Annotated in this window: 30 protein-coding genes; 19 read left to right on the top strand and 11 right to left on the bottom strand. The window is 48.5% G+C overall.

Annotation, left to right across the window (positions count from 1 at the left end):
- Positions 1–23: 23 nt before the first annotated feature.
- Positions 24–1,466 (bottom strand): C40 family peptidase, encoded by a 1,443-nt coding sequence (locus DVG79_RS07740; RefSeq protein ID WP_114596203.1) that lies wholly within the window; start codon positions 1,464–1,466, stop codon positions 24–26.
- 216 nt (positions 1,467–1,682) lie between these two features.
- Here DVG79_RS07740 and DVG79_RS07735 point away from each other — a divergent pair, with 216 nt between their 5' ends.
- Together DVG79_RS07735 and DVG79_RS07730 are read left to right on the top strand one after the other, a co-directional pair.
- Positions 1,683–3,395: an ABC transporter ATP-binding protein gene (locus DVG79_RS07735; protein ID WP_114596202.1), complete on the top strand. Its 1,713-nt coding sequence runs from the start codon at positions 1,683–1,685 to the stop codon at positions 3,393–3,395.
- Between the two features lie 131 nt (positions 3,396–3,526).
- Positions 3,527–4,387 (top strand): DUF4003 family protein, encoded by an 861-nt coding sequence (locus tag DVG79_RS07730; protein ID WP_114596201.1) that lies wholly within the window; start codon positions 3,527–3,529, stop codon positions 4,385–4,387.
- 60 nt (positions 4,388–4,447) lie between these two features.
- Here DVG79_RS07730 and DVG79_RS07725 read toward each other — a convergent pair whose 3' ends face one another.
- Positions 4,448–5,695 carry a lysine N(6)-hydroxylase/L-ornithine N(5)-oxygenase family protein gene (locus DVG79_RS07725; RefSeq protein ID WP_114596200.1) on the bottom strand — a complete coding sequence of 416 codons (1,248 nt, stop codon included), beginning with the start codon at positions 5,693–5,695 and terminating at the stop codon, positions 4,448–4,450.
- Between the two features lie 94 nt (positions 5,696–5,789).
- The gene (locus DVG79_RS07720) at positions 5,790–6,920 is read right to left on the bottom strand and encodes a S1C family serine protease (RefSeq protein WP_114596199.1); all 1,131 of its coding nucleotides are present in this window, start codon (positions 6,918–6,920) and stop codon (positions 5,790–5,792) included.
- A 211-nt stretch (positions 6,921–7,131) separates the two neighbouring features.
- Here DVG79_RS07720 and DVG79_RS07715 point away from each other — a divergent pair, with 211 nt between their 5' ends.
- Positions 7,132–7,488, top strand: coding sequence for a DoxX family protein (locus tag DVG79_RS07715; RefSeq protein ID WP_114596198.1), 357 nt, complete (start codon positions 7,132–7,134; stop codon positions 7,486–7,488).
- A gap of 63 nt (positions 7,489–7,551) precedes the next feature.
- Here the strand turns inward: DVG79_RS07715 and DVG79_RS07710 are convergent, their stop codons facing one another.
- Positions 7,552–8,316: an SGNH/GDSL hydrolase family protein gene (locus DVG79_RS07710; RefSeq protein ID WP_114596197.1), complete on the bottom strand. Its 765-nt coding sequence runs from the start codon at positions 8,314–8,316 to the stop codon at positions 7,552–7,554.
- Between the two features lie 126 nt (positions 8,317–8,442).
- Here DVG79_RS07710 and DVG79_RS07705 point away from each other — a divergent pair, with 126 nt between their 5' ends.
- From DVG79_RS07705 to hfq, 4 genes are all read left to right on the top strand, one after another.
- Positions 8,443–9,363, top strand: a complete 921-nt coding sequence (locus DVG79_RS07705; RefSeq protein ID WP_114596196.1) for an ABC transporter ATP-binding protein — start codon at positions 8,443–8,445, stop codon at positions 9,361–9,363.
- Positions 9,356–10,354 (top strand): ABC transporter permease, encoded by a 999-nt coding sequence (locus DVG79_RS07700; RefSeq protein ID WP_114596195.1) that lies wholly within the window; start codon positions 9,356–9,358, stop codon positions 10,352–10,354. Before DVG79_RS07705 ends, DVG79_RS07700 begins: the two co-directional genes overlap by 8 nt.
- A 451-nt stretch (positions 10,355–10,805) precedes the next feature.
- Complete coding sequence (gene miaA / locus DVG79_RS07695) at positions 10,806–11,744, top strand: tRNA (adenosine(37)-N6)-dimethylallyltransferase MiaA (RefSeq protein WP_114596194.1); 939 nt, start codon at positions 10,806–10,808, stop codon at positions 11,742–11,744.
- A 45-nt stretch (positions 11,745–11,789) separates the two neighbouring features.
- Entirely contained in the window at positions 11,790–12,041 is a 252-nt protein-coding gene (gene hfq, locus DVG79_RS07690) for an RNA chaperone Hfq (protein WP_114596193.1), read from the top strand.
- 65 nt (positions 12,042–12,106) lie between these two features.
- Here hfq and DVG79_RS07685 read toward each other — a convergent pair whose 3' ends face one another.
- Positions 12,107–13,081 (bottom strand): tyrosine-type recombinase/integrase, encoded by a 975-nt coding sequence (locus DVG79_RS07685; RefSeq protein ID WP_114596192.1) that lies wholly within the window; start codon positions 13,079–13,081, stop codon positions 12,107–12,109.
- A gap of 136 nt (positions 13,082–13,217) precedes the next feature.
- Between DVG79_RS07685 and hflX the strand changes: the two genes are divergently transcribed.
- From hflX to DVG79_RS07655, 6 genes are all read left to right on the top strand, one after another.
- Positions 13,218–14,459, top strand: a complete 1,242-nt coding sequence (hflX, locus tag DVG79_RS07680) for a GTPase HflX (protein ID WP_026828750.1) — start codon at positions 13,218–13,220, stop codon at positions 14,457–14,459.
- Between the two features lie 2 nt (positions 14,460–14,461).
- A complete protein-coding gene (locus tag DVG79_RS07675) occupies positions 14,462–15,739 on the top strand; it encodes a methionine gamma-lyase family protein (protein WP_114596191.1) in 1,278 nt (425 codons plus the stop codon).
- A gap of 140 nt (positions 15,740–15,879) precedes the next feature.
- Positions 15,880–16,278 (top strand): MerR family transcriptional regulator, encoded by a 399-nt coding sequence (locus tag DVG79_RS07670; protein ID WP_012369985.1) that lies wholly within the window; start codon positions 15,880–15,882, stop codon positions 16,276–16,278.
- 45 nt (positions 16,279–16,323) lie between these two features.
- Positions 16,324–17,670, top strand: coding sequence for a type I glutamate--ammonia ligase (gene glnA / locus DVG79_RS07665; protein WP_114596190.1), 1,347 nt, complete (start codon positions 16,324–16,326; stop codon positions 17,668–17,670).
- Between the two features lie 91 nt (positions 17,671–17,761).
- The gene (locus tag DVG79_RS07660; protein ID WP_114596189.1) at positions 17,762–17,974 is read left to right on the top strand and encodes a (4Fe-4S)-binding protein; all 213 of its coding nucleotides are present in this window, start codon (positions 17,762–17,764) and stop codon (positions 17,972–17,974) included.
- Positions 17,974–18,243 carry a GNAT family N-acetyltransferase gene (locus DVG79_RS07655; protein ID WP_114596188.1) on the top strand — a complete coding sequence of 90 codons (270 nt, stop codon included), beginning with the start codon at positions 17,974–17,976 and terminating at the stop codon, positions 18,241–18,243. The genes DVG79_RS07660 and DVG79_RS07655 overlap by 1 nt, the downstream gene beginning before the upstream one ends.
- A 72-nt stretch (positions 18,244–18,315) precedes the next feature.
- On the opposite strand, the gene DVG79_RS07650 is transcribed toward DVG79_RS07655, so the two are convergent.
- Positions 18,316–18,642: an AzlD domain-containing protein gene (locus DVG79_RS07650; RefSeq protein ID WP_114596187.1), complete on the bottom strand. Its 327-nt coding sequence runs from the start codon at positions 18,640–18,642 to the stop codon at positions 18,316–18,318.
- Positions 18,627–19,322, bottom strand: coding sequence for an AzlC family ABC transporter permease (locus tag DVG79_RS07645; RefSeq protein WP_012369989.1), 696 nt, complete (start codon positions 19,320–19,322; stop codon positions 18,627–18,629). The genes DVG79_RS07650 and DVG79_RS07645 overlap by 16 nt, the downstream gene beginning before the upstream one ends.
- Before the next feature lie 166 nt (positions 19,323–19,488).
- On the opposite strand from DVG79_RS07645, the gene dhaK reads away from it, so the two are divergent.
- From dhaK to dhaM, 3 genes are read left to right on the top strand one after another with little or no spacing between them, the layout of a single operon-like run.
- Positions 19,489–20,457, top strand: coding sequence for a dihydroxyacetone kinase subunit DhaK (dhaK, locus tag DVG79_RS07640; RefSeq protein WP_012369990.1), 969 nt, complete (start codon positions 19,489–19,491; stop codon positions 20,455–20,457).
- Positions 20,458–20,476: 19 nt separating this feature from the next.
- Positions 20,477–21,076, top strand: a complete 600-nt coding sequence (gene dhaL / locus DVG79_RS07635; protein WP_114596186.1) for a dihydroxyacetone kinase subunit DhaL — start codon at positions 20,477–20,479, stop codon at positions 21,074–21,076.
- Positions 21,073–21,438, top strand: a complete 366-nt coding sequence (gene dhaM, locus DVG79_RS07630; protein WP_012369992.1) for a dihydroxyacetone kinase phosphoryl donor subunit DhaM — start codon at positions 21,073–21,075, stop codon at positions 21,436–21,438. The genes dhaL and dhaM overlap by 4 nt, the downstream gene beginning before the upstream one ends.
- A gap of 107 nt (positions 21,439–21,545) precedes the next feature.
- On the opposite strand, the gene glpK is transcribed toward dhaM, so the two are convergent.
- From glpK to lexA, 4 genes are all read right to left on the bottom strand, one after another.
- Positions 21,546–23,063, bottom strand: coding sequence for a glycerol kinase GlpK (gene glpK / locus DVG79_RS07625; RefSeq protein ID WP_114596185.1), 1,518 nt, complete (start codon positions 23,061–23,063; stop codon positions 21,546–21,548).
- Positions 23,064–23,100: 37 nt separating this feature from the next.
- Positions 23,101–23,805, bottom strand: a complete 705-nt coding sequence (locus DVG79_RS07620; protein ID WP_012369994.1) for an MIP/aquaporin family protein — start codon at positions 23,803–23,805, stop codon at positions 23,101–23,103.
- A 186-nt stretch (positions 23,806–23,991) separates the two neighbouring features.
- Positions 23,992–24,462, bottom strand: a complete 471-nt coding sequence (locus DVG79_RS07615) for a metal-binding protein (protein ID WP_114596184.1) — start codon at positions 24,460–24,462, stop codon at positions 23,992–23,994.
- Positions 24,463–24,492: 30 nt separating this feature from the next.
- Positions 24,493–25,107: a transcriptional repressor LexA gene (gene lexA / locus DVG79_RS07610; protein ID WP_114596183.1), complete on the bottom strand. Its 615-nt coding sequence runs from the start codon at positions 25,105–25,107 to the stop codon at positions 24,493–24,495.
- Between the two features lie 209 nt (positions 25,108–25,316).
- Between lexA and yneA the strand changes: the two genes are divergently transcribed.
- From yneA to DVG79_RS07595, 3 genes are all read left to right on the top strand, one after another.
- On the top strand, positions 25,317–25,604 hold the full coding sequence (yneA, locus tag DVG79_RS07605; protein ID WP_026833384.1) for a cell division suppressor protein YneA: 288 nt from the start codon (positions 25,317–25,319) through the stop codon (positions 25,602–25,604).
- 45 nt (positions 25,605–25,649) lie between these two features.
- The gene (locus DVG79_RS07600) at positions 25,650–26,303 is read left to right on the top strand and encodes a YneB family resolvase-like protein (RefSeq protein ID WP_114596182.1); all 654 of its coding nucleotides are present in this window, start codon (positions 25,650–25,652) and stop codon (positions 26,301–26,303) included.
- 113 nt (positions 26,304–26,416) lie between these two features.
- Positions 26,417–26,653, top strand: a complete 237-nt coding sequence (locus tag DVG79_RS07595; protein ID WP_012369999.1) for a DUF896 domain-containing protein — start codon at positions 26,417–26,419, stop codon at positions 26,651–26,653.
- The last annotated feature ends 108 nt before the right edge of the window (positions 26,654–26,761 follow it).

The following is a 26,761-nucleotide window of genomic DNA, read 5'->3' as shown; positions in this document are numbered from 1 at the left end:
TCATCCCGATTGGTCCTGTTGGATTAAAGTGCTTTAAAACCAAGTAATTTTTGTGTCCAGTAGCGCTCGGACAGACGACTGATCCCGAGTGACGGTGTATTGGCATGAATGAACTGATCATTGTTCAACATGATGCCAATGTGAGTCGGACCAGCTGCATACGTATTTTCGAAGAAAATGATGTCGCCGCGGACCGGTTGGCGTAATTTCGATAACTTTTGACCAAGGTAGCCATCATTGTTCCAGTAACCGTTGACGTTCGTCCGGGCTACTTTGTAGCCGGCCGTATTCAACGCATAATTGATGAAGCCGGAGCAATCAAAACCACCGTTAACGGGACTGCTTGAGCCCCAAACGTACGGAGTACCGAGATATTGTTGTCCGATTGAGATTGCTTTTTCCATGATGCCGGACGCCGGAATCGTCGTCGTTGGCGGCGTGACGGGTGGTGTCACCGGCGCCGTGACGGATCCTGTCGTAATGTACGTTTTGGCGACGTAGTAATACGCAGTGCCGATTTTAATCTGATACCAGCCAGCAGATGCTCCCGTCGTTTCACCGGAGACTTGAACGGTGGATCCGTGTGCCAGTTGCGTAAAGACCGTCGATGCCGTCGATGGAGCAGTCCGGACATTTAAGCCGGTCGGTGCATCGACTTTATACGTCTTCGATTGATCGACTGGTGTGACCGAGACACCCGGTGTCGAAGGTGTAGGCGGTGGTGCATCCTTAGCCGTCGCTGAAACATAACTCGAGGCGACGTACAGGTCTTTTCCATCGAGCTGGATTTGATACCATTTATCAAGCGATCCAGTTACTTTTAAAACCGTTTTGTGTGCTAACGTCTTGTAAATTTTAGCGGTCGTTGACGCGGACAGACGGGCATTTAACCCTTCTTTTGCATTGACTTCATATTGTTTGGACGAATCGACTGCTTTGACGGCAGTGGAAACAGGCGGTGTGACCGGCTTCGTGACCGGAGGTTTTGATCCTGTCGTCACTGTCGATGTTTTAGCTGTGACGAGTGTCGTATGGACATAGGCGGACTTGTTTTTGTAATTGATTTCGTACCATTCACCGGTTTTCTTTTTAACGGAAAGACTGACATTCTTCGCAAGTTTACCAAGCGATTTCGAAGTGGTCGTTGCTTTCTCGCGTACGTTGACGGATGAGGTGTTCGTTATGTAGGTCGTGGTTGTCGGTGCTTTTGCTGGAACGGTTTTGACGTAAGCGGCTGTAATGAAAGCTTTTTTCGATTGATGACGAATTTCGTACCAGGATCCGGTCTTCTTGACTGCAGTGACCGTCGTTCCTTTTTTAAGTGTGGTGATGACAGGAGCGGAAGTAGTGGCAGCAGTCCGGATGTTGACGTTGTCTGTCAAGATGAGTGTCGTTGATGCAGCTTCGACGCCGGTGGCTGAGCTGATCAGCGCAAGTGTCGTCAAAGTGAGAAAAGTCTTTTTCACGTAGTGTGGCTCCCTTCCAAAATAGTGAGTCTTGTTCGATGGTACATCGAATCATTGTTACCATTTTGTCATAAGAAGATAGGGATTCACCTGATTTTAAAATATATTTTTTGAGAAAGAAATTCGATTCATTTTCAAAAAAAGACAGAAGTTTTGTAAACGAGAATTATTTTCAGTAATCCTGTACACTAAAGATAATTTGAAAGGAGGACTCGCATGTTAAAACGGTTTTATCAGTATTACATACCGCACAAACGGTTGTTTTGGCTTGATTTTTCGTCCGCATTGTTCGTCGGTCTGCTCGAGCTCGCTTTTCCGCTTGCTGTCAAATGGTTCATCGATTCACTGTTACCGGACGGTGAGTTAAACTGGATCATTCTCGTCAGTGTCGGATTACTCGGCTTGTATGTCATCAGTACGCTGATGCAGTTCGTCGTCAACTACTTCGGGCATAAGCTCGGCATCAATATCGAGACCGATATGCGGCGGCAATTATTTGGTCATGTTCAAAAACAGTCGTTTCGTTTTTTTGACAATACGAAAACCGGGCATATCATGAGCCGGATCACGAACGATTTGTTTGATATCGGTGAACTGGCTCACCATGGCCCGGAAGATGCCTTCATTGCCGTCATGACACTGCTCGGTGCCTTTTCGATCATGATGACGATCAATGTACCGCTTGCACTAGTGACGATCATTGCCGTCCCATTCCTGATCTGGCTGATTAGTTATGCCAACGTCCGGATGAACCGGTCGTGGGACCGGATGTACGGCAACATTGCCGAAGTCAATTCGCGGGTTGAGGACAGTGTCTCCGGCATTCGTGTCGTCCAATCGTTTACGAATGAAGCCCATGAAGTCGCACGGTTCGAAAAAGATAATGCGACGTTCCGGCAGTCGAAGATCAATGCCTACAAAGTGATGAGTACGAGTTTGTCCGGGATTTATCTGACGACACGTCTGATGACGCTCGCTGTCCTCGTCGTCGGAGCTTATCTCAGCTATACAAAAAAACTCAGTTATGGCGAACTCGTCGGTTTTATTCTCTATATGAACATCTTATTGAAACCGATTGATAAGATTACAGCACTCTTGGAACTGTATCCGAAAGGAATGGCGGGCTTCAAACGTTTTCTAGAAATGATTGATCATGATGAAGAACTGAAGGATGCTCCGGACGCCATTCACGTCTCGACGTTACGCGGCGCGATTCGGTTTGATGACGTCAGCTTCGGTTATGAAGCCGAACGGTTGATTTTAAAAGACATCAGCCTGTCCGTGGAACCGGGACAGACGATTGCCTTCGTCGGGACGTCGGGTGCCGGGAAGACGACGATTTGTTCGTTGATTCCGCGGTTTTATGACGTCACGGACGGTGCCATTACGATTGACGGGATCGATATCCGACAGATGACGAAAGCATCGCTCCGGCAACAAATCGGCATCGTGCAACAGGATGTCTTCCTGTTTTCGGGGACGATTGCTGACAATATTGCGTACGGCGATTTGTCAGCCGATCGTGCTGACATCGTGGAAGCGGCGGAACGGGCGCACCTCGGACAGATGATTGCCGATTTACCGGACGGATACGATACGGAAATCGGGGAGCGGGGACTGAAGCTGTCCGGCGGGCAGAAACAACGGCTGGCGATTGCACGGATGTTCCTCAAAAATCCACCAATCCTGATTTTGGATGAAGCGACGTCGGCCCTCGATACCGAGACGGAAGCCATCATCCAGGAATCGCTTGCTGAATTATCGAAAAATCGGACAACGCTGATCATCGCGCACCGTCTGGCGACGATTCGCCAAGCAGACCGTATTCTGGTCGTGACGAAAGACGGAATCGTCGAAGACGGGACACATGAAGAACTGGTCGAAAACGGAGGATATTTCGCACGACTCCTTGACCGGCAACGCGTTTGATAAAACCGGAAGTCAACTCATCATCAGGATGATCATGGCTTCCGGTTTTGTCGTCTTTTTCATTAGCGTGGAAGAAAGGCGGAATGATTTCACAAGAACCGGGAACATATAAGAGAAGGGAGGACGGGAAGATGTATGGTTTGTTTTGTGAAAACTATAATGAGACGTATTCGACGTTACATGGGGAATCTTCACATGATTTCCACCGTTTTTTTGCCTTATCTTATACGATTCATGATACAGTCTTTGACAAAACCGCGTTTGATCGGATGATGCAGATCGTCAAACAAAAAACGACCCGGTTTTCAGCATTACGCAGCCGGTACACGCCGCTCTTGATCTCACATATCCAGTTAAACAGTCCTGAACCGGAGCGATTGCTCGAACGGGTCATTGAGGCGGAGCGCCACATCAAACGACGCTTTATTAAAGAAAAGGCAGTCCGACCGTTCTTTGCACTCGGTGAAGTCTTAAACCGTGAACAGGGAATCGACGCCTTTCCGATCGTAGAACAACTGCGACAGACACGTCCTGTCCTCAATCTGGCGAAGCAATATGTGGTGACATCGACGCTCATGGAAGGGGAAAACCTTCCGGAACGATTCATCGAAACGGTCGAACAAGCCGAACGGTGGTTGGAACGATGGATGAAACCTTCAAGCGAACGGTTGATGACGGCCCAAATTTTAGCCGCATCGAAATCGATCGATAGTCAAAAAAAGCGGATTCAAGCCTGGTGCGAAATGATGGAAGAACGGGAGCTCCGGATTTGGGATCGGATTTTTCCGTTACTGGCATTGCTTGAGACGACCGAACGGGTCGATATGATTTATGTGACGCGTGTCGTCGACCGGGAGCGGTCCCGCAACCGCTTTTCAGATGAGGTCAATTGGTTGATTGCGTTTCATCTGTTGCTCGCGAAAAGCGGCAAAAGTCGTCTACAGTCGGCCTTACTGATTTTAGCGACGCTCGAGCTGACGAAAAAACCGTAAGAAAACAAACGAAAGAGATCCTCAGCCAAGTTGCCAAGGATCTCTTGTTTTGTCCGATGATCAGTCAAACGTCGTGAAGGTGGCATGCTGTTCGACCGGATACAATTCTTTACCGGCGACATCATTTAAAATGAGTTGGTTGCGTGAAACGGACATGCCGAGGTTATCAGCTGCCGGACCGTGTGACAGTTCGAGGTTCGTCGTCGCATACAAATGATGATTCGCCGAAACGGTTCGGCTGATCCGGTAGTTAGCATCGACCTTCCAGGCCTGTTCCTCTTCAAACGCGATATCGAGCCGGTTGATGAAGCGGGGGAGAGACGGGACGAAGCCGGTCGCAGCAACGACAGCACCGGTTGTTGACGTCCGCTGATCATTCAGCTCGGTATGCCGCATTGTAATCGTGAAGTCCGAATCATATGAAATCTGGTCGACTTCCAGATTGGCACGAATCTTTACGCGATTCTGTTCTTCATTTGATAAATCATACAGATGTTCATAAATGGCTTGTAAGGTTTCCGGACTGATCCCGTTTTGGGACCGGGCGAATTTCGAAACCGCTTCTTGTCTGACAGCTAACGGCAGACTGTTGAAATAACGGACGTAACTCGGAGAGAAGATTTCTTCACCCAGTTTGCCGGTCTCGAGTGTTTCAAAAATCGTCGACCGGGAAATCCACTCGAGTTCGAAGGTCTCTTTCCGATCACTCGTTAACAGGTCAAGGAAGATTTCGGCGGCACTTTGACCGGAACCGACGATACTCACTTTATCCTGTTGCAGGATGCTCTCTTTTTCCATGACGTATTGGGTGTTATGAATGACACCTTTATCGAAGCTCTCCGGAATCGACGGTTTTGAACCGGTTCCAAGCACGACGTTGCGTGTTTCATAAGTCGTCCGTTTACCGGTGGCGACTTCTTCCACCAACACTTCGTAACTGTCACCTGTATCCTGGATGTCGATGACACGGGTCGAAAAATGTAAATCGTCGAGCTGTGTTGAAACCCATTTCAAGTACGCATTATATTCTTGTCGGGAAATAAGTAGTTTTTCATAAAAATAAAACGTATGCAACCGGTTGATGGATCGTAAGTAGTTGAGATACGTAAAAGGACTGGTCGGATCAGCCAGTGTGACGAGATCGGAAATGAAGCTCGTCTGCATCATTGAATCCTTAATCATCATCCCGGGATGCCAGGAAAATTGTTCGCTTTCATCAAAAAATAATGTCCGTAAAGGTGTCGGATGAGCCAGGGCACTTAAGCCTAAATTCATCGGTCCGATACCTACGCCAATCAAATCATACATAAAAAAAGCCTCCCAATCGATATTGTTATAAAACAATACCCGATATGGGAGGCGTTCGAAACGTATTCGGTTAATTGTTTACACTCTTAATGAATTACAATTGGTCAGTCGTTGTCGTTTGCGTCGACACGGTCATTTGTTTGCCGTCACGGATGATGGTCAAGGTGACGTTACCGTCAGATTTGATGAGAGCCGTCTTGATATCAACAAAACTTTTAATCTCTTCCTTGTTGATTTTCGTAATGACGTCTCCGGTTTTTAATTTAGCGGAAGCAGCAGGGCTGTTCGGTTCAACCGACATGACGACGACACCTGTTTTTTGGGACTCCGGTAATTTGACTTGATCAAGCAGGTAGCCGGCCGGGAAAGCCGAGACGTCCTGCAATGAGACACCAAGCGTTGGGTGTTTGACTTCACCGTTTGTTTCGAGCTGTTTCAAAATTGGCAGAGCGTCATCAATCGGGATGCTGAAACCGACCCCTTCGACCCCGGTCTCGGCAATCTTCATCGAGTTGATTCCGACCAGTTGCCCTTGTTCATTGATCAGGGCACCACCGGAGTTCCCCGGATTGATGGCGGCGTCGGTCTGGATGACCGTCGTATTGAAGTCATCCTGTCCATCCTTGTTCGTATCGACGGGAACAGTCCGGTCGTTTGAGCTGACGATTCCGCGGGTGACGGAGTTTTGGAACTCACCGAGCGGATTCCCGATTGCAAGGACGGTTTGACCGGCTTTTAAGTCAGCCGATTTTCCGAGGCTGATGACGGACGGGACGTCACTGGCGTTGACTTCCAACACGGCTAAATCATATGTTTCGTCACTGCCCAATAATTTGGCACTGAGTGTTTTTCCATTGTTTAACGTGACGTCCAGTTTGGACGCCCCGTCGACGACGTGGTGATTCGTAATGATATAGGCCTTGCCGTCTGCTTTTTTATAAATGACGCCGGAACCGGAACCGGCTGCCGCTTCTTCCTGATTCATTGCATTGCCGGCTTGATAGTTCGTGACTGTGACGACGGATTTTTGTGCGGTTGCGACAGCGTTCGTCACCGGATCGCTTGTCGTCGTCGAAACTTGTTTTGGCATGCCGTTTGAGAGTGGCGTATCGGCGACTTGCTGTTCTTGATCCATCAAAATCGGAAAGGCGACTGTTGCGGTAAGTACAGCACCGATGATGCCTCCGGTAAGTCCGGGTAAGAGTTGTCTTGTTTTTCCTGCCATCGAAATCCATCCCTTCATGTGTTGTTTTTTCTAACATTAATGTATCAGATTTAATCGAACGGAATGAAATTACGGTGGTTTTTCCGAAATGCCTCATCATTCCCCATAATTCGACAACAATCTCAAACAGTTGAGTCGAGCCGGTCAGTTCGGTACACTGAGTGTGTTTCGTACTTAAGTAACCGACTTAGTCACAAAGGGAGAGATTCAGATGAAGTATGTACTGCGTGTTCTGTATGGTACCGGCTTACTGTTTGCCGGAATCGGTCATTTCCGGAATGAAAAAGGATTTGTTAAGATTATGCCCGCTTTCATCCCATTCAAACGTTTTTTCGTCCAGGTGACGGGTGTCATCGAGATCCTGTACGGTTTGATGTTGCTGTCCGGACGCGGCGTAGATCTCGTCCGGAAGACGTTACCTGCGTTTTTATATGCCGTTTTACCGGCAAATATCAACATGGCGGTCAATCCGAAACCGATTAACGGGAAAACATTGCCGGCTTGGGGATTATGGGGCCGTTTGCCGTTACAGTGGGTGTTGATTGCTTTTGCTAAACGCTTAAAATGAAGAGACAAAAGGGTTACCCGGGGCAGTTGAATCGCACCGGGTAACCCTTTTTTTGTTGTTCCATTAAAAACGTTTTTCGACGGCGAGGATGGCTGCATTCGCAATGTCTTCGTATGTCGAGTCGTTCGGGTGGAACTGGTCGCTTGAAAGATCACGTTTGACGTCACGGACGAGGTTAAACGTATCGATGATTTCGATATCGTATTTCAAACCAAGCGTCCGGGATTTCGCGTTCCACTCTTGAACGATTGCGTCAAATGCTTCTCCGTTTTCGCTGGCGCGGAACGGATTATAGAGTCCGACATAAAAGATGACGGCATCCGGGTTTTCTTCCCTCAGGATCTTGAATGTCTTGGCGAGGTTGGTTTGAGCCGTTGCAATCGTGGCGGCTGTCTTTTTCGCATTGAAGTTTGCGACACCTTCACCGCGGTTAAATAAATCGTTTCCGCCAATCGTCACAGAAATGACTTTTGCTTGGGACAACGTACGGCGGACTTCTTTTTGTTCGAGTTGTTTTAAGAGATCTTCCGTCCGGGCACCGCTGACGGCAAGATTTTGGAAACGTTCGACGCGGTCATTTTTGACCAGCTCGCGACCGACGATGGCGGCGTAACTGTTTCCGTTTGAGGCACCGACACCGCGTGTCAAGGAATCACCAAGCGCGACATACGTCCCGCCTTTTTTGACGGGTTCTTCTTTCGTCGGCGTCAAGACGGCCCGTTTCGGTGGATTGACGACATCGTTATAGGCACTGGCAAAACCGTACCCGAAGACTGCCGTTAAAATTAGAGAAACTACTAAAAAAAGTGGCCAAAGATATCGTTTCATGAACCGTTCCTCCTTTTGCTGTTACTATGATTGTAGCAAAACTTTTTGGAATGTGCGGTTTTGAAGTGTTCCAATAAGGTAAATCATTCATTATTCCGCTAGAATGGATAGTAAGAGGTGAGAGACGTGAAACCAACTGTAAAATTAGAATCAGTCACAAAAGTCATTGGAAAGAAAACGATTATTGATGATATTTCATTTGAAATCTTCCCCGGTGAAGTGTTCGGATTCCTCGGACCGAACGGTGCCGGAAAGACGACGACGATCCGGATGCTTGTCGGGTTAATCAAACCGACATCAGGCAAAATCACGGTCTGCGACTTTGATGTCCGGAAACAGTTTGTCCAAGCGATGCAACGAATCGGCTCGATCGTTGAAAATCCCGAGCTGTATAAATATTTGACAGGACGTGAAAATTTACAAGTGTTTTCACGGATGTTGCCAGGCGTGGACGATGCCCGGATTCAAGAAGTCATTGATCTGGTCGATCTGACGGCGCGGGTCGATGATCAAGTCCGGACGTATTCGCTCGGGATGCGTCAGCGTCTCGGGATTGCCCAAGCCCTGCTCGGACGTCCCGATGTCCTGATTCTCGATGAACCGACGAATGGACTCGATCCGATGGGAATCCGTGATTTACGACAATTCATCCGGAAGCTGGTTGATGAGACCGGTTTATCCGTGCTCGTCTCGAGTCATATCCTGGCGGAAATCGAAATGCTGGCGGATCGTGTCGCCATCATGAGTTACGGAAAAATCGTCCAGGTCGGAACGGTCAAGGAACTGGTCGAGTCGCTCGCACCGGGCGTCGACTGGCGTGTCGATGATGCGTTCAAAGCAAACGAAATCCTGTCCGCGTCGCCTGACGTCCAGGTCTCGGAAATCGTCGATGCCAATACGGTCCATACATTGATGGATTCCAGTAAGACACCGTCCTTAAACAAACAGCTGTTCGAAGCGGGTGTCGAAGTGTGGACGATTGAACGGAAAGTCCAGACACTCGAAGATCTCTTCATTACATTGACAGGAGGAGATCATATTGCGTAATCCGAACATGCTCGGCTTGATTCAAAACGAAGTCATGAAGATTGCCTCAAAAAAACGTTTTGCCGTCGTTGCGATCATCCTGGTCGTCCTCGTCTCGATGTTCACGTATGCCCAGTACCGTGATATTCAGGAACAAATCAAGAAACAAGGCACACTCGACTGGCGGGTCGAACTGCAACAGGATATCGTCGACACACAAAACCGGTTGGCATCCAGCAGTATTCAAGATGAATTCAGACAGTTTTTAGAATTTGATTTAAAACAAAACCAGTATTATCTTGATAATGACATCAATCCGAACTATCCGGGGGCACCGACCTTCATCCGGATCTTCTTCTCGCAAGGATTGACGTTGATTCTGCCTCTGTTCATCATCGTCATCATGGCGGATATCGTCAGCGGGGAGCAAAATGACGGAACGATCAAGACGTTGCTGTCCCGTCCCGTAAGGCGCTGGAAAATTTTGATGGCGAAATGGTTGACTGTCCTGCTGTATACGTCGATGCTGATGGCGTTGACTGCCGCCGTCTGTTATGCGATTTCCGGAATCGTCCTCGGATATGACGGATGGACCGCGCCGATTCTGACCGGTTTCCAAGCGTCACCGAGCGGAACGTTCTCGACCGAATTCGTGCATACGATTCCGATGTGGGAGTATCTGTTGATGGCAGTGGGTCTCGCCTGGATCGTCACGGCGGTCGTTGCGACGATTGCCTTGATGGTATCCGTGCTCGTCAAAAACACGGCAACCGGTATCGGCATCATGATGGCCGTCCTGATTTCCGGTACCTTGTTGACGACACTTGGTTCAAGTTGGACGAGTTCGAAATATCTCGTCAACGTCAACTTCGGCTTAATCAACTACCTTGACGGACAAGCGCCGCCAATCGAAGGGATGACGTTACCGTTCTCGCTCGCCGTTCTCCTTTGCTGGACGATTGGAGCATTGATCGTCGCGTTCTGGAACTTTACCCAAAAAGATATGTACTGATTTTAACCTGACCGAAAAAAAGTCCCTTCTCCGTAATGGAAAAGGGACTTTTTGCAGATGTCCAGCATCTGCGTGGAATCAAGAGGGGAATCCCTCTTAAAAGAAGCCGATGCAGGTCAGCTTCTGCGCTACGCAACAATCGTACTTTTATCATAGCGATTCCAGTAATTGGTGTCAAACCTGCTTGAAAGGGTTTACGAAGTCCCGGATTTGTCAAAAGGTATCTAAAGACAACGAGGAGGTGCCCAACATGGCAGATTGGGGAATCATGCTGACCGGTTTAGTGATTTGTGGATGGTGTGTATTTAGTGCAGTATATGACGACTTTATTCGTCGGGTCTAACAGAAGCAACTGAGTCGTCTTCCTTAGTGGGAGACGTTTTTTTGTCCTGTCGTCCGCTTGTTCGGATATGATACACTGACTACAAAAATGTATGAACTAGGAATGGTGATGTCATTGAGTAAACAGCCCGTCATTGTCATCGTTGGACCGACTGCCGTCGGAAAAACGAAGACAGGAATTGAATTAGCAAAACGGTTAAACGGAGAAATCATTTCAGGAGATTCCGTTCAGGTCTATAAACAGATGGATATCGGATCCGCGAAGGTGACACATGAAGAAATGGAAGGGATTCCGCATCATCTGATCGATCTGGTCGATCCGGACGACGAGATGAGTGTCGCCCGTTTTCAGACGCTAGCCCGGACGGCGATCGATGAGATTGCGGCAAAAGGCAAGTTACCGATCATCGTCGGCGGAACCGGACTTTATATCCGGGCGATTCTGTATGATTATCAATTTACCGTTCAGGCAGAAAATAAGGTCTTGCGCGAGGAACTGGAACAGTTTGCACAAGCGGAAGGAGCGGTAGCTCTTCACGACCGCCTGCGGCAACTGGACGCGAAACGGGCGGACGAAATCCACCCGAACAATATTCAACGGGTCGTCCGGGCGATTGAGGTCGCCATGAGCGGGCAAACGCAAGTCTCCGGCAGTGAACCGAGTTTGTATGACAGTCTGTTGTTTGTCTTACATATGGAAGACCGGGAACAGCTGTACATGCGGATTGATCAACGGGTCGATCTGATGCTCGATCAAGGGCTCGTCCCTGAAGTCGGACAGTTAGTCGCAGCCGGTTATAAAGAAACCAAAGCGATGCAGGCAATCGGCTACAAGGAAATCATTCCGGTTCTCGAAGGAGCGCCGCTCGAACCGGCTGTTGAGCAACTGAAACGGAATACCCGACGCTTCGCAAAACGGCAATTAACATGGTTCCGCCATCAATTTGACGGAAATTGGATTGAAATGGGAAGGCTTTCATTTGAAGAAAACTTCAAAATTATCTATGATAGAACAGTAGGGTTTCTGAAAGCGGTTAAATCGGAGTAGCCTGAAGTAAAAAAACAGATAAAAATAGAGGGGGCACGGGGGCTTATGAAGGCAACGTACAACATTCAAGACTATTTCCTAAATCAATTGCGTAAAGATTCAGTTCCGACGACAGTATTTTTAATCAGCGGGTATCAGTTACGGGGATTGATCAAGTCGTTTGATAACTTCACCGTCATTTTGGAATCAGAAGGCAAACAACAATTGATTTACAAGCATGCCATCTCGACATTCGCACCGGCACGTAATGTGACGCTGTATGAACAAGAGGCGGAAACGGAAGAAGTCACACGTTAAAAAAAAAGACGGCCGGGGGGCCGCCTACTTGATGGGACAACGCCATGGCGTTGTTCCTTTTTTTGTTACAGTAAATCTTTCAGCTCGTCGACTGCCTCCGCATACCGACGGAGGGAGACTTCCTTATACAGACAGGTCTTCGTCAACCGTTCCTCTTTCGTCAACTCCTCGAGATACGTTCCGAGAATGAAGCTGTTCCGCAACATCGACGGGGTGATGATCCGTTTATTGTCCGACCGTTCATTCAGCTGGCGCATCATCTTCGTAATCATGACGATCGATAATTGTTTCGGGGCATTTTTGCTGTAGACCCAGCGGAATGTCATGCGTGAGAAATCAAAGGCGACAAAAAATGGATCGGTCGAATGATACCGCGGACGAACCGGTTCCGGGATCGTCTTTAAATACGCGAGCATCAGATCCTGATCGTCACGCTCAAGGTGAAGCAGGTAGGCATTACCGAGCCGGTCATGAACCGTCATCTCCCGTTGGGCAAAGTTCAAGTCCTGCATCTTCAGACCAATGATATGGTGGACGCGAAGACCGTACCGGTAAAAGAGCCGTAAAATCAATTCATTGCGGTCAATCAGATACGGCCGCGCAACGAGCTGATGGTCCGTCAAACCCCGGTCGGACCGGTTCGTCCGGATCAGTTGCTCGTATTCGGCAAGGGACGCAACATGCTGCGGCGTCAACTCATGCGTCGGCTGGGCATACTCGATCAGCTTCGATTTTGTCTGACGAATCTGGTAGTTCAGCTGATTGAGGACGGTGACAATCCGGGCGACCGTCGCCTGTTGGTACAATTTTTCCTCGATCAGATAGTCGTTGATGAACGTTTTCCATGTTTCGAGCGGAATCGCCTTGAAGTCGTCAATTGTCTCGAGGGGCTGATCGACTTCCGTCATATAACGATGAATTTCAATTAAGTCGTAGCGGTACCGTCGGATCGTCGAGTCCTGTCGGCCGCTCGCGCTGAGGAAAAACAGATACCGTTCGATGAATTCCGGCAAGGTATAGTCGAGTCGTTCTCGTGCCATCACGGACCTCCTGTGTGAAGTACTTTTCTTTATCATAAACCGAACGGATGTTTCCTGTCCAAAAATGTTCAGACGACAGGTCCGTGTGGTATGATTAGGGACGCAGAAGGTTTGTTATTTTGAAAGGAATGATTCTATGTCAGAACGCGTTATCGTCGTCGGTTGTCAGCTCCCCGGTGTACCGGATCATATTTATGAAGAATCGGTCGCGGAGCTCGAAGCACTCGTTACGACTGCGCACGCCGTCGTGGTGGGACGACTCGATCAAAAACGTCAATCGATCGACCGCCGCACGTTTATTGGAAAAGGGAAGGTTGAGGAACTGGTTGCATTGGCACAGGAACTCGAACCGGATTTGATTATTTTTAATGCCGAAGTCACGCCGGGGCAGATGAAAAACATCCGGATTGCCCTCGAAGATCCGGAATCGATCAAATTGATCGACCGGACCCAGTTGATTCTCGACATCTTCGCCGGCCGTGCCCAGTCGCGGGAAGGGAAGCTCCAGGTCGAACTCGCCCAGATGAGTTATCTGTTGCCGCGCTTAAGCGGACAAGGAACACAATTGTCCCGCCTCGGCGGCGGGATCGGGACTCGTGGTCCCGGTGAATCAAAACTTGAGACAGACCGCCGGCATATCCGCCGCCGTGTCGACGAAATCAAGAAACAGCTCGAAACATCGGTTGCCCACCGTGCCCGCTACCGCGAACGCCGGAAAGAAAACCAGACGTTCCAAATCGCCCTTGTCGGATATACGAATGCCGGGAAGTCCACCATCTTCAACCGGTTGACCAATGCCGACACGTACGAAAAAAATGAATTATTCGCGACACTCGATCCGTTGACGCGTCAGTTCGACTTACCGGAAGGCGGACAGATCCTCCTGACCGACACCGTCGGATTCATTCAGGATTTGCCGACGAAACTGATTGCCGCGTTCCGGTCGACACTCGAAGAAGTTCTCGAAGCCGATTTGATCATTCACGTCATCGATGCGTCAAGCGAGCATTATCTCAATCAGATGCAGACGACCAATGATGTGCTCGATGAGCTCGGTGCCGGTGACATCCCGCAACTTGAAGTCTTTAATAAAAAAGACCAGTTGACGGACTTGTTCACAGGTGGAAAACTGTTGATTTCGGCACTCGATCCGGCAGATATCGAACGCCTGACCGTCGAAATCGAAAAAGCGATCAGTGAAATTCTCGAATATCTCGAGATCCGGATTCCGGTCAACGCATTTGCCCATTACAACCCGGCAAAAGAAGTCATGATGAATTTAACAGAACAATATGAAGAGGACGGCTCCGTGACCTTGAAAGGCTACTTGCGCAAAGATACACGTCTGTACTCGACATTGAAACAATACGAGGTGTAAGCATGTTTACAGAGTTAACGCATTATGAAACAATCCGTCCGTTCGTCGAGCGGGCGGAAGAAAAAATCGCACCTGGTATTCGCAAGGCACAACAAGTCGCGGAACAGAATCAGTTCCGTGTCCTGAATGCCTTCCGGGAGCATAAAGTGAGTGACTTTCACTTCATGCCGTCGACAGGTTACGGCTACAACGATGAGGGGCGCGATAATCTCGAACGGATTTACGCAGCGGTCTTCGGCGCGGAAGCCGGACTCTGCCGGGCGCAAATCATCAGCGGGACCCACGCGATTGGCATCGCGTTGTTCGGTTTGCTGTTACCGGGAGACGAACTGCTGTACATCACCGGTAAGCCGTACGATACGTTGGAAGAAATCGTCGGTATCCGCGGTGACGGCCGCGGCTCGTTAAAAGAACTGGGTGTCACGTATGACGTCGTCGAGATGAAACAGGCAGAGACGATTGATCTGGATGCTGTCCTCGCCCGGATCACGGACAAGACAAAAGTCGTCGGCATCCAGCGTTCAAAAGGGTATGCGACCCGTCGGAGCTTGCCGGTCGCAGAAATCGGTCAAGCGATTGAAGCCATCAAGGCGCAACATCCGCACATCATCGTCTTCGTCGACAACTGTTACGGCGAATTCGTTGAAACGATCGAACCGACCCATGTCGGAGCGGATTTGATGGCCGGCTCACTGATCAAGAATCCGGGTGGCGGTCTTGCGAAGACAGGCGGTTACCTCGTCGGACGCCGCGATTTGATTGAACGGGCATCGTTCCGGATGACAACACCTGGAATCGGGGCTGAAGCCGGTCCGTCGCTTTATTCGCTTCAGGACATGTATCAAGGGTTCTTCATGGCTCCGCATACGGTCAGTCAGGCGCTGATGGGGGCGATGTTTACTTCAAGCATGATGGAGCAGTTCGGATTCGATACAGCACCGCATTATGCGGCGGAACGGACGGACTTGATTCAATCGGTCTCTTTCCATGCCCCGGAACCGATGATTGCTTTTTGTCAGGCAATCCAAGCGGCGTCTCCCGTCAATGCGCAAGCCTTGCCGATTCCGGACTATATGCCGGGATACGCCGATGATGTCATCATGGCTGCCGGAACGTTCATTCAAGGATCGTCGATCGAGTTATCAGCAGATGGTCCGATCCGGGCACCATACACAGCCTATGTCCAGGGCGGACTGACTTACAGTCACGTCAAAATCGCGATTGTCTCGGCCGTCAATCAATTAATGGAACAACAATTGATTCAACCGCAACAGGTTTAAAAAAATAGCTTGATGTGAAAAGACCTCTGTTACGCAGGACGTCTGACTTGTAAGAAAGTCATGTTAACTTTCCTTACATCTCTTGACAACTTGCCTCACAGAGGTTTATTCTCATGAGGTAAGGAAAAAGGAGGAACGAAATGGCAGACTTATCACGACAGTCCAAGCCACTATTCCCCATCGGAGTCGTTCAAGAGTTGACCGCGTTATCTGCCCGACAAATCCGATATTACGAAGAACAAGGATTGATCAAGCCGGAGCGGACAGAGACGAAACGTCGCCTCTATTCGTTCAACGATGTCGATCGCTTGTTATCGATCAAGGAATATCTGGACCAGGGACTGAATATCGCAGGGATCAAAATGATTTTTGACAATGATCTTGTCAAGCGCGAACGAGTTGCGGAGAAGGTCGTTACGGCCCGTCCGGAATTATCAGATGGCGAATTGTATAAACTCCTGAAAAATGAATTGCAGGAAGCAGGGCGACATGGGAAAACGTCACTCATCCAAGGTGAGCTCGGACGATTTTTCAAGTAAGCACCTGTTACCATATAAAAAAGAGTCGGAGAGGGGATTTGTCACATGACACGTCGCAACATTACACGAGAAGACATTATGAAAATCGCTAAAGCTGAGGATGTACGTTTTATTCGTTTACAGTTCACAGATATCCTCGGTACGATCAAGAACGTTGAAATTCCAGTGAGCCAATTGGAAAAAGCACTTGATAACAAAATGATGTTCGATGGTTCGTCAATCGAAGGATTCGTCCGCATTGAAGAATCAGATATGTATCTCTTCCCAGACCTCAACACATGGGTGGTCTTCCCATGGACAGAAGACGGAACGGGTAAAGTCGCACGTCTCATCTGTGACATCTACAATCCGGATGGCACACCATTTGCTGGAGATCCGCGTGGTCAACTCAAACGGGTACTTAAAGAAATGGAAGAGCTTGGCTTCACTTCATTCAACGTCGGTCCGGAACCGGAATTCTTCTTGTTCAAGAAGGATGCGAACGGTCGTCCGACACTTGAACTGAATGACCAAGGCGGTTACTTCGACTTAGCACCGGTCGATCTCGGTGAAAACTGCCGTAAGGAAATCGTCATCGAGCTTGAAAACATGGGCTTTGAAATCGAAGCATCTCACCATGAAGTCGCACCGGGACAACACGAAATCGACTTCAAATACGCGGACGCGATCACAACGGCGGATAACATCCAAACGTTCAAACTCGTTGTCAAGACGATTGCAGCGAAACATAACTTACACGCGACATTCATGCCAAAACCGCTTTACGGTGTCAACGGTTCAGGAATGCACGCCAACATGTCGCTCTTTAAAGGCAACGAAAACGTCTTCTTCGACGAAGCGAACAGCAACATGCAATTGTCGGATGACGCCCGTGCCTTCACAGCAGGTATCTTGAAGCACGCCCGTGCCTTCACAGCTGTCTGTAACCCGACAGTTAACTCGTACAAACGTCTTGTACCTGGTTATGAAGCACCTTGCTACGTCGCATGGTCAGCGCGTAACCGTTCACCGCTTGTCCGTGTACCGGCAGCCCGCGGTCTCTCGACACGAATCGAAGTCCGTTCAGTCGACCCGGCAGCAAACCCGTACTTGGCACTTGCGACATTGCTCGCTTCAGGTCTTGACGGAATCAAAAACAACTTGAAAGCACCGGCTCCGATCGACCGTAACATCTACGTGATGGACAAACCGGAACGTGTGGCAAACGGCATTGACGATCTTCCGTCAACACTCAGTCACGCACTCGAAGTCTTGAAAGCGGATGACGTCGTCATGCACGCACTTGGCGAGCACATCGCAGAGCACTTCGTTGAACTGAAAGAAATCGAATGGGATATGTTCCGGACGCAAGTCACGGAATGGGAACGCGATCAGTACATGGTCTTGTTCTAATCTCTTGAAACGTCCGGACATGGTTCGGGCGTTTTTTTGTAGAGGAATTCGGGGCAGTAACAGCGAATTCTGTACCAAGGAGGCGTTTTAAATGAAAAAGGCGTATGAAGGAAAAGGCATCACCGTTTATTTTGATGCCGAAGTCTGTATTCATTCCGGTCATTGTGTGAAGAGTCTACCGACCGTCTTTGATGTCAAAAAACGTCCATGGATTGAAGCGGACGGGGCCCCGGTCGAAGATGTCATGCGGGTCATCGATGGCTGTCCGAGCGGCGCTTTATCGTATGAACGGAGGGAAGCCTGATGGAATTTAAACGAGCAGATCAAAAGATTGAAGCCTATCAAGAGGGGCAAGTTGTCGGGGAAATCACATACAGTGATACGAAAGGCGGCAAGTGGATCATTGATCATACGTATGTCGACCCGAATCACCGGAATCAACAAATCGGCGAACAACTGGTCAATGCCATTGTCGAGTGGGCACGCGAAGAAAACGTCAAGCTGTTGCCGCTTTGTCCGTTCGCGAAACGGGAGTTCGAGCAGACGCCGGACTATGCAGATGTATCGGCTTAACGAAGCGAGGATAACTAGACAAAGACGAGGAAGAACGGACATACGATCCGTTCCCCCTCGTTTTTTTGAGCATTACAGGAATATACGGAGCAACGCCATCGACAGGACACCGGTGATGACGGTAAAGGAAAGACTTTTACTGGTGACAGCGACGAGGACGGTCGGAACGGATGCTGTGAGGTGGAGAAGCGACAACGTTGGATAACCTCCGCTTTGTGCCACTAATAAATTTTGAAAGAATAACGCACTTAACAAACAAACCGGGATAAACGACAACCAATCGGTCAGCAGGCGGGGTAACGTCAGACCATGCATCAACAAAAACGGCAATATCCGCGGAATCAACGTTACGAGACCGCAGGCAGCAAAAAGGACGAATAGTTCTAAGCGGATTTCCATCGTGAGATTACAACTCCTATACTGGCAGCTATCATCGTCGCGAATAAAACGGCGAGTTCCGGTGACAGATAGCGCATTGATATGTACAACAACAGGAAAACAAGGACGAGCAACAGACCATTTAGAGCGATGCGGGACCGCTCACTTTCAAACTGCAGGTACAATAACCCGATGAACATCGCCGTTAACGCAAAATCCAGTCCGAATCGTTCCGGATCCGGGAACCAACTGCCAACGAGTGCTCCAAGGACGGTCGAGGCAATCCAGCTCAGATAAGCGGTTATGTTCAATCCATGCATGAATGGTGCATCAAGCGGCCGTTTTAAGGAAGTATTCATGGCGACGGCAAATGACTCATCCGTTAAGAGAGCGCCGATTCCAAACCGGTCTAAATGATGCCGGCTTTTAACACGCGGTGCGAGCGTCATACTCATCAGTAAATGACGGGAGTTGACGATGAATGTCGTCAAGATGATGGCAGAGAACGGACTGTTTAACAGCAACAGACTGGTGATGATGAACTGGGCCGCTCCGGCGTAAATCAGAAGAGACATCAGACCGATTTCAAGCGGACTGAGTCCGGCGGCGCGTCCGACGATGCCGGCAGAAAATCCGATGCCGAGATAACCGAGGACGGTCGGCAGACAGGCTTTGATACCTGCTTGAAACGAAGCGTTCATAGAAGGGGACTCCTCTCGTGATGATGTGTTATCAGCATAGCATCATCAAAACGGATTGGAAATGAACTGGTCAATATTTTCATATGTTTCCTTGACATAAGTCGTCTCGATTTGTGGTAAAGAGTAAGTGGTACGGCAAAATTCGTTAGACAAGGGAGCGTTCAAGATGGATAAATTAATGCAAGATGCGAATCGGTTTGTCTCGGATATGGTCGATGGTCTCGTTTTAGCACATCCCGATCTTTATGCAAAAGTCGACGGAGTCAATGTCATCAAACGAAAAGAACCGTTAAACGGAAAAGTGGCCCTCGTATCCGGTGGGGGAAGCGGGCATGAGCCGGCCCATGCCGGATTTATTGGGGACGGTATGCTCGCAGCCGCTGTCTGTGGCGAAGTCTTTACTTCTCCGACACCGGACATGGTGCTTGAAGGAATCAAAGCAGCAGACGGGGGAAAAGGGGTTCTGCTCGTCGTTAAAAACTATTCCGGGGATGTCATGAACTTTGATATGGCGAAAGAGTTGGCCGAACTCGAAGACATCGAAGTCGAGACGGTCATCGTCCGGGATGATATCGCCATTAAAAAAGAAGAAGACCGTCGCGGCGTCGCAGGAACGATTTTTGTCCATAAAATCGCAGGGGCTGCGGCAGCAGAAGGCAAATCACTTGCTGAAGTCAAAGCAGTCGCTGAGAAAGTCATTGCCGGCGTCCGGTCAATCGGAATGGCATTGTCACCTTGTTATATGCCGGAGAGCGGTAAACCCGGCTTTGATTTACACGAGGATGAAATGGAAATCGGAATCGGGATTCACGGTGAAAAGGGGCTGGAGCGGAAACCGATTGCCTCCGTCGAAGCCATCGTGACGGAATTACTCGATCGATTGACAGCGGAAGTAACCGATAAAAAAGTAGCGGTCATGGTCAACGGAATGGGCGGAACGCCTGAATCGGAATTGTACATCACCTATAAATATGTCGCGGAACAATTGCAGGCTAAAGGATACGAGATCGTTCGCCCGTTCGTTGGCAACTATATGACATCACTCGAAATGCACGGTTTCTCAATTACGCTGCTTCCGGTTGACGATGAACTGGTCGGCTACTTGGATGCCAAAACGAACGCAATCGGATTCTAATTAAAAGAGGGTGAGATAGATGAAGTTATCGACTGAAGAATTCCGCAAAGCATTGCTTAAAGCGGCTGCCGAGCTCGAACAACATAAAGATGAATTGACGGATCTTGACCGGGAAATCGGTGACGGCGACCACGGCATCAATATGTCGCGCGGTTTCCAGGCTGTACAAAAAGAACTTGAGGCGCAAGAAGAGTATGAAGATTTGGGTGCCTTGTCAAAACAAGTCGGAATGACCTTGATTAAAACTGTCGGTGGTGCATCGGGTCCGCTTTACGGGACAGCATTCGTTAAATTTGCCGGAGCGTTTAAAGGGAAAAGAGAAGTCGAAGGACAGGAACTCGCGGCAGCCTTCAAAGAAGCGACGGATGGAATCAAAATGCGCGGGAAATCAGAGTTTGGACAAAAAACGATGGTCGATATTTGGACACCGTTTTATGAAGCGCTGGAACAAGAGAGTGATTTGAACGCAACACTCGATCAAGCATTGTCAGATACAAAAGAGCGTGTGGCGACAAAAGGACGGGCTTCTTATTTTGGGGATGCAACGGTTGGTGTCCAGGATCCCGGCGCATTATCAAGTTCACTGTTATTACGTTCGATTGTGGAGGTCTTGTCATGATTAATTTGATTTTAGTCTCCCATAGTGAAAAGCTTGCGACCGGACTAAAGGAACTATTGGCTGAAATGGCTCCGGATACACCGATTTTACTTGCCGCAGGGCTGGCGGACGGCAGTATCGGGACCGATGCGTCCCGAATTGAAGAGACGATGAATGAGTTGAACGATGACGGCTTAATTTTGACGGATATCGGATCGGCGACGATGAACGCGGAACTGGCCTTAGAATTATACAGTGGGGACCGGAACGTTCAGTTCGTCGAAGCACCGCTGGTAGAGGGCGCTTTTTTGGCAGCGGTCTTAAGCGGTCAATCAAAATCGCTGGATGATATCGTAACAGGCATCAAAGCAGAATTTTCGTAAGACAAGTTGTCCGATCTAACAGGTTCGTTTCCGAAGAGGAAGCGAACCTGTTTTTTTTAGGGAAAACAAAAAAACTGGTATTCCGCGAGGGAATACCAGTAAAGAAATCAGGCGTTGACTTCTTTTTTGTTTGGTTTAAACGCCATGGTTGCCTCGACCGCTTTTTGCCATCCGGCATAACGCTGTTCGCGATCGTCTTCTTTCATTTCTGGTTTAAACTGATGGTTCAGTTTCCATTGTTGTTTGATTTCTGCTTTGTCTTTCCAGTAACCGACTGCGAGACCAGCGAGATAGGCAGCACCGAGAGCTGTTGTCTCATTGATTTCCGGACGGTCAACCGGTACACCTAAGATATCCGACTGGAACTGCATCAAGAAGTCGTTTGAAACCGCACCACCGTCAACGCGCAACGTTTTCAGTTCGATTCCTGAATCTTTTTCCATCGCCGTCAAGACATCACGTGTCTGGTAAGCAAGGGATTCAAGAGTTGCACGGACGAAATGTTCTTTATCCGTTCCGCGTGTTAAGCCGAAGATGGCGCCGCGAACGTCACTATCCCAGTAAGGGGCACCGAGTCCGACGAATGCAGGAACGACGTAAACGCCTTCTGTCGAATCAACTTTCAAGGCATAGCCTTCTGAGTCTTTCGCATTTTTCAACATCCGTAAACCGTCACGTAACCACTGAATCGCAGAACCGGCAACGAAGATCGATCCTTCGAGTGCATATTCGACTTTTCCGTCGACACCCCAAGCGATTGTCGTCAGCAGACCGTGGTCAGACGAAACGGCTTTTTCGCCAGTGTTCATGAGCATGAAGCAACCTGTACCATATGTGTTCTTTCCTTCACCCGGTTCGAAACATGTTTGACCGAAGAGGGCTGCTTGCTGGTCACCGGCGATTCCGGCAATCGGAACTTCAAAACCGAAGAAATGATACGGAACCGTGTTGTCATACACTTCACTTGATTGACGGACTTCCGGTAACATTGATTTTGGAACTGTCAGGATTTCAAGTAACTCATCATCCCATTTTTGTTCGTAAATGTTGTACATCAATGTCCGGGAAGCGTTTGTATAGTCTGTGATATGTGTTTTTCCGCCAGACAGCTTCCAAACGAGCCATGTGTCGATTGTTCCGAAGAGAAGTTCTCCGTTTTCTGCCTGCTCCCGTGCGCCTTCGACGTTATCCAAAATCCACTTCACTTTTGTCCCTGAGAAGTAGGCGTCAATCAGAAGACCTGTTTTATCACGGAATGTTTGGTTCAGACCCTGTGCATTCAGCTCATCGCAGATACCGGATGTTTGACGGGATTGCCAGACAAGCGCGTGATAGACAGGTTTACCTGTTTCTTTGTTCCAGACGACCGTCGTCTCACGTTGGTTCGTAATTCCGATACTTGCGATTTGGCTCGGTTTGATATCAGCCGTTCCGAGAGCATCCGCCATGACAGCGAGGATTGATCCCCAAATTTCATTGGCATCATGCTCGACCCAGCCTGGTTGCGGGAAGTATTGTTTGAATTCACGTTGCGCAGAGTTCACGATTTGACCATCGTGGTCAAAAATAATGGCGCGTGAGCTTGTTGTTCCTTGGTCGAGTGCTAAGATGTACTTGTTTTCCATGCTGAAATCCCCCTTGAGATGTAGGTGTCAAACAAAATCAGTTTTGCAGCAGTTGATACAGCAAGACGGCTACTCCACCACCGATGATTGGACCAACGATTGGAATCCACGAGTAACTCCAGTCAGATGAACCTTTTCCTTTAATCGGTAAGATAGCGTGTGCAATCCGCGGACCAAGGTCACGGGCCGGGTTGATGGCATACCCTGTTGTACCACCGAGCGAGAGACCGATGACGACGACAAGAAGACCGACGATGAATGGTTTCAGTCCGTCACCAAATGTTGTCAGACCAAATGACAGGATTCCGAATACCAGGACAAACGTCCCGATGATCTCTGAAATCAGATTTGACGGTGTATGGCGAATCGCCGGACCTGTTGCGAATACACCCAGTTTTGCTGCTTGATCATCAGTCGCTTCAAAGTGTTTCATATAATGAAGCCAAACGAGTACTGCACCGATGAATGCTCCGATTAATTGACCGGCGATATAGACAGGTACGTCTGCCCACGGTAAATCGGAATTCATGGCAAGCGCCAATGTCAATGCAGGATTGAGATGCGCACCACTCGAGGCAGCAATGTATGCTCCCGTCATGACGGCGAGACCCCAAGCGAATGTAATGACAATCCAGCCGCCGTTCTCAGATTTCGTCTTTCTCAAGACAACCCCTGCAACGACTCCGTCCCCGAGCAAAATCAGAATCATTGTTCCAATCAGCTCACTTGTAAAGTTACTCATGCAAAAACCCTCCCTTTGGATTAAAGCAAATAATGGCCTTTCCATTTAAACCTACATCTAATTGAGAACGTTTTCAATACAATTAATTCAAATCTTCGAATTAAAATTTCCTTAATTTATGTTTAAAAAAATGAATAATGGATATTAAAAAATCCTTTGTTCATTTTTACAATGAACGAAGGATTTTTAACGACGCTTTTTTCGCTTCTTTTTTGTTCGAAAGAAGCTGCTGGAGTGATCAAGGACAATATGTATTGTACTGGCAACCATGACGCCGATGATGAAGGCGGGCATGGACGCAAACCAGGAATCGACCGTACTCGATTCAATGATTTTCAGATACAGCGCCAAAAATAAAAGCGGAATCAGAAAAGCAGCGCTGTACATCAGACGAATGAGATCGCCGATGATCAAACCATGCGACCAGATGGAGCGGTGGGGCATGATTTTGACATACGGCATCCAAAGGACCCGTAAAGGACCGTGCCGGTAGTAAGGTTCGGACTTCAAGTCGAGGTCTGGTGAAAGCCAAAGGGTGCCGACGGCGATGCCGACAGCGGTTGGAAGCCAATCCGTCTGCTGAGTTGCGACCGAATACGCAACATAGCCGGTTAAAGCAACGGTATTGACAGTATCGTGTACATTTCCAGAAGGCATGAAAAAAGACCAGCTGAGCTGGTCCCTCGCTTAGTGGATCGTCCGATATACGCCGATGACCTTGCCAAGAATCGAGACGTTATCGAAATACATCGGGTCCATCGAATCATTTTCTGGTTGGAGACGTACTTGTTGATCTTCTAAGAAGAACCGTTTGACGGTCGCTTCGCTATCTTCGGTCATAGCAACGACGATTTCACCATTCTCTGCTGTGTTTTGCTGACGAACGATGACCCGGTCACCGTCTAGAATACCTGCGTTGATCATCGACTCACCATCAATCGTCAACATAAAGACATTTTCGTTCCCGACGTAATGGGCAGGAAGCGGGAAATGCTCTTCAATGTTTTCGATGGCTGTGATTGGAAAACCAGCCGTTACTTTCCCGATGACGGGAATGTGCACGATGGCTTCATGATCTTCATCAGTTTTATCAAGCAATATCTCAATCGCACGTGGCTTAGTTGGGTCACGGCGAATCAGTCCGCGTTTTTCTAGACGATCCAAATGACCGTGTACCGTTGAGCTTGAAGCAAGACCAACAGCCTCACCGATTTCACGAACTGAAGGTGGATACCCTTTCAGTTTCACTTGAGCAACGATGTAGTCAAGGATTTCTTGTTGTCGTTTCGACATTTTCCGCATATGAATTGCCACCTCTTTCCGGATTGGTTTTTTGAAGGTTATAGGAATACATGTTTCTAAAATCACTATAACATAGAACAAATGAGCGTACAAACAATTGTTCGACATTTTGTGTTGACCGAACACCGGTTCTTGGTTTAAGATGAGTTATGCGAACAATTGTTCCGAGAACATCTATTCTAAAACATTTTTAATTGGAGGGATTTATCATGATGCATACGATTCGTACCCATGCCTTTTCCATTGTTTTTTATACGCTCAGCCTTGCTTTCATTCTTTTTCTCTTAACGCCTCGACCGGACGAGAAGGTTGAACAACTCTTGACGGCTTCTGTCACGGTCGATCAAAACGCGACCGTCGAACAGGTCGCCGAAGTCTACAATGACGGATCGATGACCGATCAGGAATATGTCGAGTGGTTGATCGAGAATAATGAACTGAAGACGACTCATGTCATTTCGAAAAACAAAATCGTTGTACCAATCGCGCAACAGTGACAAACTGTAAAAGTTGTCAAAGAACGAACAGGGGTGTGAAGTACAGTGAAAGTAGTAATCTACTGTCGCGTCTCGACGGAAAAAGAAGCACAGGACAGCTCGCTTGAGCGGCAAAGATCAGAACTGTCGGGACTCGCTGCAACAAAAGGGTTTGAAGTCGTGGAGATCATCACGGAAAAAGAAAGTGGTTATGACGTTGACCGGGAAGGGATGTTATCCGTTCTCGATTTCGTCACACGTCAAGCCGTGGATGCCGTTCTCGTGACGGATGATACGCGGATCGGACGCGGGAATGCCAAAATCGCCATTTTACATACGTTCCAAAAACATCAGGTTCAACTGATGACGATGGAATCGGATGGCGAGTATAAACTGGCAGACGCCGAAGCGATGGTTCTTGAGATCGTATCGCTCGTCGAAGAATATCAACGGAAACTGCATAATGCGAAGATTGCCCGCGGTATGCGACGGGCTGTCGAAAATGGCTTTCGTCCCGAACAGAACCTGAACCGTCAAGGTGAAAATGCCGGCCGGAGCCGAAAGGAAGTCCCGATTGAAGAAATCGTCCGATTACGTGAGTTAGGACTAACATTCGCGGACATCGCGGTGACATTAAGAGGGATGGGACACGACATTTCGAAGGCGACCGTCAACCGGCGTTATCTGGAATATAAAGAAGTTGTCAGTACGTATGAATAAGAAAGCGAGTTTGATGCCTCAGCGGCGCATCAAACTTGCTTTTTTTTTTCGTGTCTTTTACAGTAAGATTACTATTGAAAGCTCAGCTTTGAGTCAACAGAAAGAGGGATATCATGTTATCACAAGAACAATTAGACCGGATTAACGAATTAGCCAATAAATCAAAAGTCGAACCGCTGACGGATGCGGAAACAGCGGAGCAAAAAGAATTACGGACGGCTTATCTAGAAGCATTCCGTGGTTCGTTCAAAAATCAGATGATGGGCATCAAGATTGTCGATGAAGAAGGAACCGACGTAACACCTGAAAAACTGAAGCAAGCACAAGAAGAAGAACGGAACAAACAATAATGACAAAAGCTATGTCACTCATTGGGATGAGTGGCGTAGCTTTTTTTGATGAAACGTTCGTAATATGTATCACGAAAGTGCCAAGAAAACGGCAATAGAGAGCGCATT

Origin of the sequence: Exiguobacterium sp. RIT594 (assembly GCF_003339585.1) — a bacterium.
Classification (GTDB): Bacteria; Bacillota; Bacilli; order Exiguobacteriales; family Exiguobacteriaceae; genus Exiguobacterium_A.
This window is presented reverse-complemented; position numbering and strand designations above follow the sequence as displayed.